Origin of the sequence: Hymenobacter sp. (assembly GCF_036387835.1) — a bacterium.
In the GTDB taxonomy this organism is placed as follows: domain Bacteria; phylum Bacteroidota; class Bacteroidia; order Cytophagales; family Hymenobacteraceae; genus Hymenobacter.
Window position 1 is genome coordinate 1 of record NZ_DASVSY010000117.1, and the last position, 16952, is coordinate 16952.

Consider the following 16952-nt stretch of genomic DNA (forward strand, 5'->3'; position numbering starts at 1 on the left):
CAGCGAGTAGGCTGCACTGCATCGAATAGCCCTGCTGCGTGAGAACTCGCTTCGCTCGTCGCGGAACGGATTTCCTGTGGCTTCCGCGCTACTGTGCATGCAATCTAATATCCCGGATTTTGGGGAAAAGAAGCTATGCCGCCTGCCGTGCGGTCAATCTGGTCCTGCGGAATGGGGCGTAGCTCGTGCTTGCCGGCTCTGATGTTGGGCGCCGCGTCGGGGTTGTAGAGTTTTACCCGCTCAACCAGCACACCCCACCGCTTCAGGTCGAACCAGCGGAGCATCTCGCCTTGCAGTTCCCGCTCCCGCTCTTCCATAATGAACTCCAGGGTGAGCTGGCTGGCCGTGATTTGCATGGCCGCTTCTTTGCCAGGGAAGGCAGCCCGCCGCCGAACGGCGTTGATGAACGGCAGGGCGTCGGCAGTTTTTCCGCTTTTAAACAAAGCTTCGGCCGCAATCAGGTACGTCTCGGCCAAACGAAACATCAGGAAGTCGCGGCTGCCGGGCTGGTACTGCAGGTCGGGCCGGATCGGGTCTAGGAACTTGATGAGGGTCGGGAAGAGGTTAGGCCGGTACAAGCTCGGCACCATAACCTGATACGGCTTGCGGGCACGTTGCGCCACGGTCCACTCCACGCCCGGCAAGTAAATAGCCGTGTCGCCGGCCTTGACGGTGATAGAAGGCTTTGACGTGTCGAACAGATTGGTGAACGTGCCAGGGTTGTTGGAGAGGTAAACGGTACGGAAGCTTTTCTGGTAGCGCGAGTCATTGACCCGGTCCTTGTATACCGTTTCCAGCAGGTAGGTGGTGGGGCGGAAGCGCCGGAAAGGACGGCCGTAGGCGATGTCGCGCTTCATACCGGCCTGCGCATCGTACTCCATTACAAAGTAGAGGTGCGTCTCGTTGCCCACGCCGTTGGTGGTAGGGTCGGAAGTGTACTGGGTCGCGAAAATTACTTCATCGCTGATTTCCCCGGCGCCCTGCTGAAACACACTGGCGAAGTCGGGCAGCAGGCGATAGGTGTAGTTCTTGATGACGTTCTGCGCGTAGGTAGCCGCTTTGGTGTAGTCGTCGGCCGCCATTGCCACCGATGTGGCCTTGGTCAGGTACACCCGGGCCAGCAGGTGCTCACAGGCGCCTTTGGTTACCCGGCCGTACTCAGTGGTAGTAGCCGTCAGGTCGGGCAGTGCCGATTCCAGGTCCTGCACGATGGCCAGGTACACGTCTTTCGCGGGCGTGCGGGTCGCTTCTTTGTTGGCCTTGGTGCTTTGGTTGAGCACCAGCGGAATGTCGCCAAACATCTGCACCAGCACGAAGTAATGGTGGGCCCGCAGCACTTTCACTTCCGCTACGCGCCGCTTCTTGGTGGCCTCGTCCAGGCCCGTCACGTTGGGCGCCTGGTCGATGACGGCATTGGCCGTGTTGATGCCCACGTAAAACGCGTTCCAGATATCGATGATGGGCTGCGTCCGGCTGTCGAGCTGGGTGGTATACTGGTTCATGTACTTGTAGGTGCCATCGGAGCCGAATGTGTAGGTATCGGTGCCAAACACCGTGACGTCCATGCCATTTTCCCGGCCATAAAAGTCGCGTAGCGACGAGTACACGGCCTTCACCCCCGATTCGAAGCCGGCGGCGGTAGTGATGTAGTCGGCGCCTACCTGCGACACCACATCCTCTTCGAGCAGGTCTTTGCAGGCAGTAGTAGTGAGGGAAAGCAGCAGCGCGGCTGCCAGAAACTTGCTGTATTTCAAGGTCTTCATGTCAGGATGGGTTGAAAGTGCGAGCCTTAAAACTTGGCGTTGAGGCCAAACGTGATTTGCCGGACCGACGGAATCTGGTTGGCATTCACGATATCGGCGGTTTCAGGGTCGATGCCTTTGTACTTCGAGCGGTATTCCGCGAAAATGAAGGGCTGCTGAATGCTGGTGTACAGCCGCAAGCCCGTCAGCTTGAAGCGCTGCACGAGGGCCGGTGCGAAGTTGTAGCCGAAGTTGATGTTGCGCACCTTCACGAAGGAACCGTCGAAGTATTGCAGCGTGGAGTTATAGACCGGAAACTCCTGGTCTTTATTGGGCCGCGGAAAATCGTTGGTCGGGTTGTTGGGCGTCCAGTAGTTGATATCCAGGTTGTTGTAGCGGCCGGCCAGCTGGTTGACGCCCAGGTGAAAGTCGCTGCGGATCATGTTGCCGATGCGGGCATACACGAAAAACGACATGTCGAAGCCCTTGTACTCGAAACGGTTGGTGATGCCGCCGGCCCACTTCGGAATCGTGGAGCCAAGGATAATCCGGTCGTTGACGGCATCAATCTTCCCGTCGCCGTTCTGGTCTTTCACCTTGATCTGACCTACTTTCTGGCCGAAAGCTGCCGCCTGCGACTCCTCGTCCTGCTGCCAAATGCCAAGCTTCTCGTAGTCGTAGTACACTTGCAGCGGCTGGCCGATAAAGCGCACGTTGCCCACGTCGTCTTTCTTGCCGTTGAAAAGCTCGATGATGGCTTCGCGGTTGCGGGTGTACTGCAAATCCGTCGACCACCGGAAGCCGCCGGGGGTATTCACGTTCACGGTAGTCAGCGTGGCCTCGAAGCCGCGGTTGCGGGTGTGGCCTACGTTTTGCAGCACCCGGTCGAAGCCATTGGAAATAGGCAGTTGGTTGTAAAGCAGCAAGTTGCGCGTATCGGCCTGATAGGCTTCCAACGAGCCGTAAACACGGCCTTTGAACAAGCTGAAATCCATTCCGATGTTGGCCGTGCTGGTGGTTTCCCACTTCAGGTCGTCGTTGCCAAGCGTGCCCACCCGGTAGCCGTAGCCCGGCGCGGTGCCAAACGCGTAGCTGGTGCGGGCCAGCAGGCTTTGGGTTTGATAAGGTGAGATGCCGGTGTTGCCAATCGAGCCGTAACTGGCGCGCAGCTTTAATTGGTCCATAACCGATATGGCCTTCATAAACTCCTCATCCCCAAGGTTCCAGCCCACGGCCACCGACGGGAAGAAGCCGTACTTGTTGTTGGAGCCGAAGCGCGACGAGCCGTCGTAGCGGCCGGTCAGGGTGAGCAGATATCTTTCTTTGAAGTCGTAGTTGACCCGGCCCATAAATGACTGCAAGGTCCAGGTTTGCAAGTCGGTGCCGGGCGCGTTGAACGAGCCGGCCTGCCCCAGGTTGTAAAACTCCTGCGACTCCGCCGACACGGCATTCACATCAATAAAGCCGGTTTCGTAGTTGTCGCGCTGAACGGAATGCAGCGCCGTCAGACCCAGATTGTGCGCCTCGCCAAACACCTTATTGTAAGTCAGGATATTTTCGATGGTGTAGTTGAAGCGCTGTCCGTACTCGGTGCGGGCCGTGGGGGCGCCGGAGCGCCGGGCGTTGGTGGCCGAGCCCGTGAAGCGTCCGAACCGCTGATTGGTGAAGTCGGGCCCGAAATTGAAGCGGTATTTCAGCCCGTCCACAATTTTCCACTCGCCGTAGATGCTGTTGAAGATGCGGACGGTCTTGGTTTCGGCAATGTTGGCTCCCTTTACTACCTCGGCCGCCGGATTGGAACGCAGGCCGTCGGGGGTAGGCAGGAAAATCAGGTTGCCCTGGTCATCGAAAGGTTTGCCAAGCGGGTTTTCCGACAACGCCCCGGCGAAAGGGTGGAATCCCCTGGCCACGTAGCTCGGGTTAGGGAAACCATCGAAGCTCGGGTTGTTGATGGGGCTGTCGGCGCCGTTGTTGACGCTGTACACCCCAAACGTGGATGTGCCAATCCGAACCCGGTCGTTGATCTGGTGGTCGAGGTTGACGCGGAAAGTGTGGCGCGTGAAGTCGGTTTGTTGCAGGATGCCTTTTTCCTGGAAGAAGTTACCGGAAACAGAAAACTGCGTTTTCTCGGTGCCGCCCTGCACGCTTACTTGGTGGCTCTGAATGGAGCCGGTGCGCAGCAGCAGCTTCTGGTAATCGGTGCTGCGACCCTGGGCAATGCTTTCCAGCTCCACCGCCGTAAAGGTTTTCTGGTCGGAAACGGTGGGGTTGTTGTCGAGGTAAATACCGGCCGTGCGGTAAGCTTCCCGCTTATATTCGGCAAACTCGGCTCCGTTCATTACATCCACCTGCCCGAGCGGTTTCGAGAAGCCAGCGTAGGCGTCGTAGCTGACCACGGTTTTGCCGGCTTTGCCGCGCTTGGTGGTCACCAGTACCACGCCGTTGGCGCCGCGGGAACCGTAGATACCCGTGGCCGAAGCGTCTTTCAACACTTCCAGCGAGGCAATGTCCTGGGGGTTGATGTCGTCGATGCCGCCTGCTACCGGAATGCCGTCTACCACGTAGAGCGGGTCGTTGGAGGCGTTGATGGAGCGGCGGCCCCGGATGCGGACCGTTACGCCCCCGCCCGGCTCACTGCCCGACTGTATCACGTCGACGCCGGCGGCGCGGCCTTGCAGGGCCTGGCGGGCATTGGTTACGGGTAGCTCGGCTATTTCCTTGGATGTTACCGAGGAAATGGCGCCGGTGGTTTGGCTTTTCTTCTGCGTGCCGTAACCTACCACCACCACCTCACTCAGCGCCTGCGCATCTTCCCTGAGCGTCACGTTGATTTGCTTGCGCCCGTCGATGTTGACGGTTTGTGCTACCAAGCCTACCGAGGAAACGACGAGGGCAGTAGCGTTGGCGGGTACTTGCAGCGAGTACTTGCCGTTGGGGTCGGTGCTGGTCCCAACCGTGGTGCCTTTCACTTGAATGGTAACGCCTGGTAACCCGGACCCTTTGTTGTCAACTATCTGGCCGCTGATTTCCGAGCCGGCCTGTTGCGCCCACGCCCCGGAGACGAAACATAGCCACAAGAGCAATAGCAAAAGTGGCACCCTGCGCACAGGGAGAGAGTACAGTGTAGTCATAGGATGGGATTGATGGAGGGGTGAGGGAAAGTGAGTTAATGCTACAGTACCTGCTTGTACTTTCAGTTGATAACTCGGCGTTCAGGAGGCTTAGAGTTGGTGCGAAGTGCTAAGCTAGAGGCTAATAGCATCGGGTGGATAGGCGAACAGGGTCTTTAGTTACGCAATCGTTTTCGGTCTATGCAATCGATAGCGAATGTCTATTCAAGTGGTAGCGTAATCAGCAGGAAAAGCCAGCAGGAGGTATACTTCGGCCGAAAAGCGCTGGCAGTACGGACAGGGAGCGGGCAGCAGCGAGTAAGGCGTACTGCGGAAGGGAGAAGCTTAGGTGGTTGCTATCGATGCTCATATTAAAGATAGCATTTATCTAAACTCTCCTGTACTCTCCCGAATAGTATTTGCACCTCAACAAGCCCATCCTAAGCGAATTAGAACTAGAAGCGCTGAGCTGTTGGTTTTGCACTTGGTAATGTCTAGTATTACCTGACCGCAGCAAAACCTGGCGCAGCAAACACCGGAAACTACAGGATGCGCTGTGTTCGCCAAATAGCGAACTTAGAGCAGTGCCGGGGGTGGGGCTGTGCAAAAAGCTTGGCCTTGGCCTTGATTATCTCGCTTGGTTATGGACTGTGGTGTTCTTTTCGCCTTTGTGCTGTGGCTGTTTCCGGTCGGGGGAAATACGCTCCGGCCGTACCAGCTCACCGGTTACGCGCAGGGCACCACGTACACCGTCACCTACTACGCCAAGGACAGTTCGGTAACTAGTGCCGAAGTAAGGCACCAGCTAGCGGAAATCGACGCTTCACTCTCGCTCTATCAGCCTAACTCGCGGATCAACCAGTTCAATCAGTCTGCAACAGGCGTGTTGGTTGACCGGCATTTACGAGTAGTGATTAGCAAGGCGCTGAACGTGTACCAGCAAACCGGCGGCGTGTTTGATGCTACCGTGCAGCCACTGGTGCAGGCGTGGGGCTTTGGCACCAAACCCACCGAAACTGTTCCTTCGGCTGCCGCCATCCAAGCCATCCTGCCCGCCATCGGCTCCGACAAAATCGAGTTGCGCGGCGATTCTCTGGTGAAGCGCGTGCCGGCCGTGCATCTGGACTTGAATGGTATTGCCCAAGGCTACACCGTGGATGTGCTAGCCGCGCTGCTGGAGCGCAAACGCATTCGCAACTATTTGGTGGAGTTGGGAGGCGAAATCCGGGTTCGGGGCCGCAAACAGCCGGGCGGGGAACTGATGCGCATTGGCATCGAGCGGCCCGATAGCAGTGGCTGGCCTTCGCCAGGCATGCGGCAGGTTATCGAGCTGAGTGCTGGTGGCGTTACAACCTCCGGCAATTATCGTAAATTCAAACAACAGGGCGCCACCATCAGAGCGCACCTCATCGACCCTAAAAGCGGCTATCCTTTTCACAACGAAATGATTAGCGTAACCGTGGTGGCCCCCGATGCCCTGACCGCCGACGCCTACGACAACGCCCTGATGGGCATGGGGTTACCGAGGGCCCTTGCCTTCCTGCAAGCCCACCCCGAGCTGCAAGCCTACCTGATTTACCAGCGCCCCAACGGGGTGGTTGCCGATACTGCCTCCCAACAATTCTACCGCTACCTTTCCCACCCATGATTCACCTTCCAAGACGTGATTTTCTGAAGCAAACCGGCCTGCTGACCGGGGGGCTGCTGCTCGGCAGTCAGCTAGGAGAAGCCTTTGCCGCCCCTGCCGCTGGCAAATTGAAAATCGGCATTATCGGGTGCGGTGACCGGGGCACCGGGCTGCTCAAGATCTTACAGGAGCTGCCCGACCAATACGAGGTGACGGCCCTGTGCGACGAGCTGCCGTTTCGCTTGCGCGATGCCCAGAAAATCGGCGGGGCCAACAAAGTTAAAACCTACGCCGACTACCGCGCGCTGCTGGATTCGCGAGCCGTGGACGCCGTGATTATCTCGGTGCCGCTGAACCTGCATTTTGCCGTGGCCAAGGCGGCCTTGCTGGCGGGCAAGCAGGTGTACCTGGAAAAAACCATGACCCATAACATCGAGCAGGCTACGGAACTGGTAACGCTCGCGCAGCAACGCCCCAACCAGATTCTGCAAGTCGGCCACCAGTACCGCTACTCGCCGCTGTATTACCGCGTTAAGGAGATGATAGACCAAGGCTACTTGGGCAAGGTAACGCAGATCGACTGCCGGTGGGACCGGAACGGCAGCTGGCGCCGCCCGGTGCCTGATCCAAGCCTGGAGCGTAAAATCAACTGGCGCATGTACCGCGAATACTCCGGTGGCTTGGCCGCCGAACTGCTTTCCCACCAGCTCGACTTCATCCATTGGGCCTTCAACACCTACCCGGACGAAATCTTTGGCACCGGCGGCATCGATTACTATAAGGATGGCCGCGAAACCTACGACAACGTGCAAGTAATGGTGCGCTATGCCCGCGAAGGCATGGTCGGCAACTTCGGGGCCACCTGCGGCAACGCCCGCGACGGATACCTATTCAAGCTCAAAGGCACCAAAGGCACCATCTCCCTGCTCATCGACCAAGGTATTTATTACCCCGAAAAAGAAACGCTAAAGCAGTACGGTACCGTGGATGGCGTAACGGGCGCCACCAAAATTACGTGGGATAAAAACGGCGGCCTCCCCATTACCACCGAGCCGCTAAAAGATGGCTCCTGGTACGCACTGCGTGATTTCCATAAAGCAGTGAGCGAAAAGAAACTGCCCGATTCCAACGTATTCACCGGGGCACGAGTGGCTTGCGCCGTGTACATGGCGAACCAAGCCATCTACAACCACACCATCGAGAAATGGCGCCCGGAGTTCAACTTCAGCTAAGAGGTTGTCTAGCTAACTAGCCAAAGTAAATAGGACCTTCCTGCTCGATCTGGCGTGCTGACTCTGGTGTAGCAACTACCGTTACACACGGCACCAACAGACAGGCTGTTTTACCACAGCAACCGTCTTTTTTGGAAGCGCAGAAGCACTAGGCAGTTATAGAGGTAACGCGAAGCTGTACTTCGCGAAACGTTGAACGACTTGACGGTGCGGTTCGGGCCGGCGTCAGCACGCGTCTCGCGAAGTATAACTTCGCGTTACCTCTGGGAGGCCCGGCCATCACGCCGTTGAGCAGTGGTTTGCTTGAAAAGCCATTACAGAAGTTGAAGTGGCACTGCGTAATAACAGGTAGTATTCAACTTTAGCACCCTAGCCTAGCAACATGCTTCGACAAGCGGACGCCAAATCAAGCAGGACGAGCTAGCGTGTGCTTAGCTGGCTAGGCTCCGATAGAATAGCCAGGATTTCCGCGCTACTTCGCCTTTAGCCATGATTTCATTACAAAGAGGACTCATTCTGGATAATTTGTTATCCATAACTTGAGACATGAAACCTGTTAATCTGAAACAACTAGCTGGGGAGCTTAATCTTTCCGTTGCCACGGTATCGCGCGCCCTCAACGACCGTTACGACATTTCACAGCCCACCAAAGACCGGGTTCGGGAACTGGCGCGCAAGCTTAACTACGAGCCAAATCCCTACGCCAGCGGCCTGCGGCGGCAGCAAAGCAAAATCATCGGCGTAATTATTCCGGAAGTAGCCAACCATTTCTTTTCGCTGGTCATCAACGGAATCGAGGAAGTAGCCAGGGCCAACGACTATCACGTGCTCTTTTACCTGACCCACGACGACCACCAGCGCGAGCTATCGGTGGCCCGGTTGCTGGCAAATGGCCGGGTGGAAGGCGTATTGGTATCGGTGGCCAATGACAAACAGGATTTCAGCCACTTGGAGGCGTTGCAAGGAAGAGGGGTGCCGGTGGTGTTTTTCGACCGGGTGCAGGAGGAAACCACCACCGCCAAAGTAACCACCAACGACTACGAGAGCAGCTACGAAGCCACCCGGCACCTGATTGACAATGGTTGCCGGACCATAGCGCACTTGGTGGTTTCCAAAACCTTATCCATTGGCAAACGGCGCATGCAGGGCTATACTGACGCTCTGAAAGACAGCGGTATTGCTTACGAGGAGGAACTGGTGGTATACGCCCAAGCCAGCAAGGCGCAAGATATCGAGGCGATTCAGGCGCTATTGCTAAAACGGCCCGATATAGATGGAATCTTCGCGTCCGTTGAAAGCTTGGCCATGAGCAGTTACGAGGCCTGCCGGAACCTCGGCTTGGTTATTCCGACGGATATAAAGGTTATCGGCTTTTCTAACCTGGAAACGGCGTCGTTGCTGGACCCGCCCCTCACTACCGTCACGCAACCAGCTTACGCTATAGGGCAGGAGGCCGCCAGAATTCTGTTCCAAGCCATCATTAAAAACACGCCGATAGTTGCCACTCAGAGCATAGAGCTGAAATCGGAGCTGGTTGTCAGAGGCTCCACGGTGGCGGAAATGGTGAAGTTGTGAGATGGTGAAATTGTTAGAGGTGAAGTTGTGAATGGGCCAATTAAGTAGCACAAGCGCCGCCAGAACAGTCCATTCACAACTTCACCTCTCACAACTTCACCATCTCACCATCTCACCTAAGCAGGCGTGCGCACCTTCGCTGGCTTGGCGGTAATGCCGGCGGCCAATATGCCTACGGCCGCGCCTATCACGGCTACTAGCGCGAAGGAAATACGCAGGTTGAATACTTCGCCTAATAGGCCAATCAGCGGCGGGCCGAGCAGAAAGCCGAAGTAGCCGATGGTGGAAACCAACGCCAGCGCCACACCCGGCGACACCGTACGCGCTTGCCCGGCGGCAGAGTAGGCGAGGGGCGTGACGGAAGCAATACCAAAGCCTACCAGCAGAAATCCCACAATAGCGGGCACCAGATACGGCAATGCCACCGCCGTCAATAGCCCCGCGGTAATGAGGGCGCTGCTAATTTGTAGCATGCGGGCCGCCCCCAAGCGGTGGGTGAAATAATCGGAGATGAAGCGGCCGAGGGCCATGGTGCACATGCAGGCTACGTAGCCGCTCGTGACCATGGTTGCGTCGGGCCGCACCACGCGTTGGAAGTACACGCCGCTCCAGTCGAACATGCACCCTTCGCAGAGCATCCCGCAGAAGGCAATGATGCCGATGCGAAGCAGATACGGTTCGGGGCGTTGCAAGCTCATGCCACCGGCCTCGCTGCCCTCGTCGTGGCGCAAGGTGAACTGATGCGCCACGAAAGCAATAAGTAGCCCCAAGACGGCCACAAACAGGAAGTGGGAGAGGGGCGACAGTTGCCAGCCAATGAGCAGCGTTCCGAAGGCCCCGCCCAAAAAGCCCGCCAAGCTCCACAGCCCGTGAAACGACGCCATGATGGGCTTGCCGAAACGCGCCTGCACGTTGATGGCCTGCGTGTTGACGGATATATTGAGCAGGTTGCCGGCAAAGCCTAGCAGCGCCAGCGCGGGCACGAGGGTCCAGAAGTGCTCCACCCACCCAAGCAGCGGCAGAAACACCGCGTACAGGCTCGCCGATAGCAGAACCACCATTCGGCTGCCCCACTTATGCACCAGCCAGCCGGCTAGGGGCAGGGCACTGAGCGAGCCTACCGGCGTAGCCAGCAGGAGTTGCCCGATGTCGCCCTCGCTCAGGCCTAGCTTGGAACTGATGTCAGGGATGCGGGAAGCCCAACTGGCAAAGCAGATTCCGGCTTGAAAAAATATGGCCGCAACGGCAATTCGGCTCTTGGTTGTGGTAGACGGCATGGCAGGCAATAATCCGCCAAAGGTACGGGCAGCCACACAATCGGTTGTGTTTGCCGCCGAGGAATGGTAGCTTGCCTCGAGCGTCCTTCCACCCAAACTCAACGGCTGCATGAACAAACTTTCCTTGATTTTCCAGGCGCGATGTAGCGCGGAAATCTGTTCCGCGACGAGCAGCGCGAGTATCCGGCAACGCGCCTCGTGGCCCATACGCGTAGGAACTCGCTCCGCTCGTCGCGGAACAGATTTCCGCGCTACGGCTTTTGCTGTCCTGCTAGGTTTGGCGGTTGGCATCTTGCCGGCGCAAGCTCAAACTCCTGCCGCGCCGGTTTCCATCCAGGTTGATTTAGCGAAGCCAAAAGGGCCTATGTACCCGATGTGGGCATATTTCGGCTACGACGAGCCTAACTACACGTACATGAAAGACGGCCAGAAGCTGCTGACAGAGCTGTCCGCCTTGAGCCCCGCTACCGTGTACGTGCGGGTCCACAACCTGCTCACCACCGGCGACGGTACGCCCGCTCTCAAGTGGGGCTCAACCAACGCCTACACCGAAGACAAAAAAGGCCGCCCCGTCTACAACTGGAAAATAGCCGACCAGATTTTCGACACGTACCTGGCGCGAGGCATGAAGCCTATTGCCCAAATCGGCTTTATGCCCGAAGCCTTGTCGTCGCACCCCGTGCCGTACCGCCACTACTGGAAGCCCGGCAAGCCCTACGACGACATCTACACCGGGTGGGCTTACCCGCCTAAAGACTACAAGAAGTGGTCGGAGCTGGTGTACCAGTGGGTGAAGCACTGCGTGGCGCGCTACGGCGAAAACGAGGTGAAATCGTGGCCGTGGGAGTTGTGGAACGAACCCAACATCGGCTACTGGAAAGGCACGCCCGAAGAGTACAGCAAACTCTTCGATTACACCGAAGAAGCGGTACACCGCGCCTGCCCCGGCATCCAGCTCGGCGGCCCCGAAACCACTGGCCCCCGGTGGGACAAGGCCGGTAAGTTCCTGAAAGACTTTCTGCAACACTGCGCCACCGGCACCAACTACGCCACCGGCAAAACCGGTACCCGCCTCGACTTCATCACCTTCCACGCCAAAGGCTCGCCGAAAGTGGTGGAAGGTCATGTACGCATGAATATGGGCGTGCAGATGGAAGACCTCACCGAGGGTTTCAAAATCGTGGCCTCGTTCCCACAATACAAGAGTCTGCCCATCATCATCGGCGAAAACGACCCCGAAGGCTGCGCCGCCTGCTCCGTGGACCTGAGTCCCGAAAACGCCTACCGCAACGGCACCATGTATTCCAGCTACACCGCCTCGGCCTACTCTCACCTCTACGAGCTGGCCGACGAGTACAAGGTGAATCTGCTCGGCTCGGTAAGCTGGTCGTTCGAGTTCGAAAACCAGCCCTGGTTTGCTGGCTTCCGCGACCTAGCCACCAACGGCGTCGATAAGCCCGTACTCAACGTGTTCCGCATGATGGGCCTCATGAGCGGCCAGCGCGTAACCGTCAGCAACCCCACCGCCCTCACCTTGCCCGAGCTGCGCCAAGGCCAGCAAAGCCAGCGCGCCGACATCAGCGCCCTCGCCTCCACCGACGGCCGCTCCGCTAACGTGCTCGTCTGGAACTACCACAACGACGACCTGCCCGCCGCCGCCTCCGACGTGGAAATCGTGCTGCAAGGCGTAACCGCGCCACAAGCCCTAGTTCAGCACTACCGCATCGACGGTGACCATAGCAACTCCTACACCGTGTGGCAGAAGATGGGCTCCCCGCAAAACCTATCCGCCGCCCAACGCACCGAGCTAGAACAAGCCGGACAACTCACTCTATTGGATTCCCCATCGTGGGTGAAAACCAAAGACGGCAAAACCACCTTGCGCTTCAAACTTCCCCGCCAAGGCGTTTCGCTGTTGAAGCTGAGCTGGTAGCCTCACCCCCCCCGCCCCCTCTCCCGCGGAGAGGGGGAGCCAGACGATGTAGCGCCGCCCTGTCGGCTATTGCCTCCAGAACGGCTACCAACTGCATTTTCATCCTATTGACACAACAAAGGCCCACAACTGATTAGCTGCGAGCCTTTTCGTAGTCCATTTCTTGGTAGTAGTTCTTTACCGGTAGCCATCCCTGAGGCGCGAGCCGAACGGGCGGCGCTACATCGTCTGGCTCCCCCTCTCCGCGGGAGAGGGGGCCGGGGGGTAAGGCCCATCGTTGAACGGCCGGGGGTGGAGCGCTACCGCACTGCCTTCACACCTTCCGTCGTCATCACCACGCGCTTCAGCGTGCCGTCCTTGTTGTAGTTCAGGTAGTCGATGCAGACGGAGCGGCGGAAGCTGCCGCCGTCGGTGTTGATGGCGCCGTTGTGGTAGATGAAATACGACTGACCTTTGAAGTCGATGATGGACTGGTGGTTGGTGTTGGAGTTGCCGGCCAGCTCATTCAGAATGCCTTTGTACTCCCATGGCCCTTCAATTTTGCGGCTCATGGCGTAGGCTATTTTCTCGGGGAAGCCGGTGGCATAGGAGAGATAGTACCAGTCGCCGCGCTTGTGTAGCCAAGGGGCCTCAGTGAAATTGGGCAGCAGCACCTTCATGATGGGGCCGTCTAGCTCGGTCATGTTGGGCTTGAGTTTGGCGTAGTGGCAGGTGGTGTTGCCCCAAAACAGGTAGGCCTGGCCTTTTTCGTCTATCCAAACCGATGGGTCGATATCGTCCCACGATATCTTCGCTTCGGTGGTCATGTTGTTGGTAATCAAGGCGGAGCCGCGCGCATCTTTGAACGGGCCAAGCGGGTTGTCGGCCACGGCCACCCCGATGGCCTTGCCGGGAATGGTGTTGTGCTCCACGGCCGCGTACCAGTAGAACTTGCCGTTGCGCTCCACCACCTGCGAGGCCCACGCATCATCCTTGGCCCACGTGAAATCTTTGACGGTGAGGGGCACCGCATGCTCGGTCCAGTTCACCATGTCGGTCGAGGAAAAGCAGAGCCAGTCGTGCATCACGTAGCGCTCCTGCCGGGCCGGCGCCTCATCGTGGCCGGTGTAGAGGTATACCGTGCCTTTGTGCACGAGGGCAGCCGGGTCGGCGGTGTATTTCTGCGTGATAATGGGGTTGCCAGTTGTTGCAGGCTTAGGCAGTGTGGTTTGCGCTAGAGTTTCAGTGGATGATGTCATCAAGCCAACGAACCCAACTAAGGCAACTTGGCGAAGCAGCGGGCAAGCTTTTCTGTAGCTGGTTTTTGTCATTCCGAAAGGTAGAAATTTACACAATCGATTGTTTGAAGAAACTGAAAAACCGGCCCGACAGCTACTGCCATCAGACCGGCTTCAATCAGGAGGCTATTTCGCAAACCCTAGCCGGTGTAGAGACGCATCGTTGCGTCTCTACACCGGCTAGGGTTTGCGAAATAGCTTCTATACTACTAGCTAAAAAGCGCTACTTCGCTTGCAAAGTAGCCGCTTGCAGAGCCGTCAATACGGTGTGCATGCCTTGCTCAGCATCGGCGCCGAGGTGGATGTGCAGCGTCCGACGGTCATAGTCGTGTAGGGCTTGCAGGTCGCCGGCGGCTTGGGCGTTCTTGAAGGTGCCGAACGAGTAAGAGCGGCCAGGTAGGGGCAAGTCCAGGGGGTGGTCCATGGTGAACTGCACAAACAGGCCGGTGTTCGGACCGCCCTTATGGTACTGGCCGGTGGAGTGCAGGAAGCGCGGACCGTAGCCCGAAGCCGTAGCAATGTGCAACTGCTCCTGCACCTGCGTGCGGAGCTGAAGCAGGCTTTCGTTCAGGCTAGGCGTTTCAGTCAGGTAAGCTTGCAGGCAGAGGAAGTCGCCGGGCTTGGCCTGGTCGAAGAAGGCGTGTAGCACTTCGGCAGCGTCGGAGCCCGACACGGCGGTGTAGTAGGCCACGCCGTTTTCGGTAACTACGGGCGCGTCGCCTTGGGGCAGGCTGCCTTCCTTTTCCACCACTTTCATCAGCGCGTCGGTGGCCGTTTTGGCGGCTTGCACGTTGGGCTGGTCGAAGGGGTTAATTTCCAGCACGGCGCTGGCTACGGCAATGGCCACTTCCCACCGGAAAAACTCTTGTCCGAAATCCAGGGCTTCCTTGATGGTGACGCGCACCACCGGGTGGCCGGCCGCTTCCAGGGCTTGCAGCGCCTGCTTGTTGGCTTCGTCGGCTTCGCTTTCGTAACCCACGTACACAAACACCCGGTCTTGGCCATATTGCGACGGCTCACGCACCGGCTCGCCGGCAATCGGCATGATGCCTTTGCCCTGCTTGCCCGTGCTTTCAGCCGTTAGCTGCTCTAGCCACAGTCCGAAGCTGCTCAACGACTCGGGCACAATCAAAGTCAGCTTGTCGCGGCCCTGCTGCGCCAGCACCCCGAGCGCCACGCCAAGCTCCAAGCCCGGATTATGCTCCACGGCACCGTAGGCGCCGCAAGCACGCATCATCAGAATGGCGCGCTCCAGAATCTCGCCGGTGCTTAGGCCATACAGCGCCGCCGGCACCAGGCCGAAGTAGGTAAGGGCCGAGAACCGGCCGCCCACTTCCGCAAAGTTCAGGAAAATGTGGCGGTAGCCCTGCGCCGTAGCCGAGGCCACGAACTTCGAGCCGGGGTCGGTAATGGCCACGAAGTTTTCGCCGGCTTTGTCGCCTTTGATCTGCTTGAGCTTGTTGTAGAAATAGTCGCCGAAAGCCAGCGGCTCGGCTGTAGTGCCTGATTTGCTGGCCACGATGAACAGCGTATCCGCCAGCGGCACCGACTCTTCAATCTGGTGCACCGTGCCGGGGTCCGTAGTGTCCAACACCGATATGGGCAGGCCATTTTCGCCCTGTTCGAAGCTTTCTTTGAACACAATGGGCGCCATAGTGCTGCCGCCCATGCCCATTACCACCACGTGCTTGAAACCGGCGTCCCGCACTTCCTGCGCAAACTGCTCGATGGCGGGTACGGCGGCTACCATCGTCTCGGCCACGCGCAACCAGCCCATGAAGCTGCGGATGCTTTCCTGCCCTTCGGCGTCTTGCACCCACAAATCGGCTTGCTTGTTCCAGAATCCTTCAGTGAAGTTCTTGGCGTTGAACTCCTTGATTTTCGCGTCTACATCGGCCTGGTACTGCCCGAGGGCCAGCGTGGCCGGGGCCGTAGTTTCAGCCAGGGCTTGCTCCCGCTTCTTTTCCAACGAGGCCATCAGCTTGCCGAAAGGCTCGTTGAATTTCTTGGCTCCGTCGATTTCCAGGGCTTGCGTTTGCTCTTCCAGCGTGATGCCTAACTCGGGCAAGCGGCGCAGCACGTCAGCGGCTTTATCGAGGCCTTCTTCCAGGCGGGCAGCGGGTTGGCCTTTCTCCCGGAAAATGTCCAGCGTTTCGGTCGGCACGGTGTTCACCGTTTTCGGCCCAATCAGGTTCTCGATATACTTCAGGTCGTCGTACTTCGGGTTTTTGTTGCCGGTGCTGGCCCACAACAAACGCTGCGTATCAGCACCTTGCGCTAGCAGCGCTTCCCAACGCGGGCCCTGGAATATCTCTTTGTAGATCTGGTAAGCTTGCTTGGCGCTGGCCAATGCTACTTCGCCTACCATCGACTGCGCCAGCTCGCCTTTCTCGCCGCCTTCGGCCGCAATTTTCTCTAGCATGGGGTCTAGCAGCACGTCGATGCGGCTGAGGAAGAAGCTGGCTACCGAGTCGATGTTGTCGAGGGGCAGGCCGGCTTTCACCCGGTCTTCGAGGCCGGAAATGTAGGCTTCAGCCACCAAACGGTAACGCTCCAAACCGAAAATCAAGGTCACGTTGACGTTGATGCCTTCGGCGATGAGCCGGCGGATGGCGGGCAAGCCTTCCAGCGTGGCGGGCACCTTAATCATCACGTTGGGCCGGTCCACGGTTTTCCAGAAGCGCATGCCTTCCTCGATGGTGCCTTCCGTGTCGTTGACTAGAGCAGGCGACACTTCCAGACTCACGTAGCCGTCCGAAGAGTTATCGTGGCTGTCGTAGAGCGGGCGGAACAGGTCGCAGGCGTGTTGAACGTCGGCAATGACCATCTCGGTGTAGATTTCGTCGGCCGTCTTGTTTTGCAGCGCCAAGCTGCGGATAGCCGCGTCGTAGTCGTCGGAGCCGCCGATAGCCTTCTCGAAAATGGCCGGGTTGGACGTAACGCCGCGCAACGCCTCGTGGTCGATGCGGCGCTTCAATTCGCCGTTAATCAAAATCTTGCGACGAATGAAGTCAAGCCAGATGCTTTGGTCGAACTCGCGGATGGCAATTAATGGATTCATGACAGGGAAATAGAGTAGACGAATGTTAAGAAGTGGAAAGCAGGCTGCCGTTTTTTACTCAGACCGTCATGCTGAGCGTAGGCGCAGCATCTCGCTAGTGTGGTAAAGTCATTTGCTA

At 58.1% G+C, this 16952-nt stretch carries 9 protein-coding genes; 4 read left to right on the forward strand and 5 right to left on the reverse strand.

Features of this window, described 5'->3' with window-relative positions; genetic code table 11:
• Window positions 1-104 precede the first annotated feature (104 nt).
• Complete coding sequence (locus tag VF639_RS23160; RefSeq protein WP_331148334.1) at window positions 105-1763, reverse strand: RagB/SusD family nutrient uptake outer membrane protein; 1659 nt, start codon at window positions 1761-1763, stop codon at window positions 105-107.
• Between the two features lie 26 nt (window positions 1764-1789).
• The gene (locus VF639_RS23165; protein ID WP_331148335.1) at window positions 1790-4873 is read right to left on the reverse strand and encodes a SusC/RagA family TonB-linked outer membrane protein; all 3084 of its coding nucleotides are present in this window, start codon (window positions 4871-4873) and stop codon (window positions 1790-1792) included.
• A 622-nt stretch (window positions 4874-5495) separates the two neighbouring features.
• Between VF639_RS23165 and VF639_RS23170 the strand changes: the two genes are divergently transcribed.
• The 3 genes from VF639_RS23170 to VF639_RS23180 all read left to right on the forward strand — a co-directional run bounded on the left by VF639_RS23170 (window position 5496) and on the right by VF639_RS23180 (window position 9286).
• Window positions 5496-6500 carry an FAD:protein FMN transferase gene (locus VF639_RS23170; protein ID WP_331148336.1) on the forward strand — a complete coding sequence of 335 codons (1005 nt, stop codon included), beginning with the start codon at window positions 5496-5498 and terminating at the stop codon, window positions 6498-6500.
• Window positions 6497-7711, forward strand: a complete 1215-nt coding sequence (locus tag VF639_RS23175; protein WP_331148337.1) for a Gfo/Idh/MocA family protein — start codon at window positions 6497-6499, stop codon at window positions 7709-7711. Before VF639_RS23170 ends, VF639_RS23175 begins: the two co-directional genes overlap by 4 nt.
• A 546-nt stretch (window positions 7712-8257) precedes the next feature.
• The gene (locus VF639_RS23180; RefSeq protein WP_331148338.1) at window positions 8258-9286 is read left to right on the forward strand and encodes a LacI family DNA-binding transcriptional regulator; all 1029 of its coding nucleotides are present in this window, start codon (window positions 8258-8260) and stop codon (window positions 9284-9286) included.
• Between the two features lie 116 nt (window positions 9287-9402).
• On the opposite strand, the gene VF639_RS23185 is transcribed toward VF639_RS23180, so the two are convergent.
• Window positions 9403-10563, reverse strand: coding sequence for an MFS transporter (locus tag VF639_RS23185; protein ID WP_331148339.1), 1161 nt, complete (start codon window positions 10561-10563; stop codon window positions 9403-9405).
• A gap of 109 nt (window positions 10564-10672) precedes the next feature.
• Between VF639_RS23185 and VF639_RS23190 the strand changes: the two genes are divergently transcribed.
• Window positions 10673-12496: a GH39 family glycosyl hydrolase gene (locus tag VF639_RS23190; protein WP_331148340.1), complete on the forward strand. Its 1824-nt coding sequence runs from the start codon at window positions 10673-10675 to the stop codon at window positions 12494-12496.
• Window positions 12497-12795: 299 nt separating this feature from the next.
• On the opposite strand, the gene VF639_RS23195 is transcribed toward VF639_RS23190, so the two are convergent.
• Together VF639_RS23195 and VF639_RS23200 are read right to left on the reverse strand one after the other, a co-directional pair.
• Complete coding sequence (locus VF639_RS23195) at window positions 12796-13734, reverse strand: glycoside hydrolase family 43 protein (protein WP_331148341.1); 939 nt, start codon at window positions 13732-13734, stop codon at window positions 12796-12798.
• A 262-nt stretch (window positions 13735-13996) separates the two neighbouring features.
• Entirely contained in the window at window positions 13997-16834 is a 2838-nt protein-coding gene (locus VF639_RS23200) for a bifunctional transaldolase/phosoglucose isomerase (protein ID WP_331148342.1), read from the reverse strand.
• Window positions 16835-16952 lie beyond the last annotated feature (118 nt).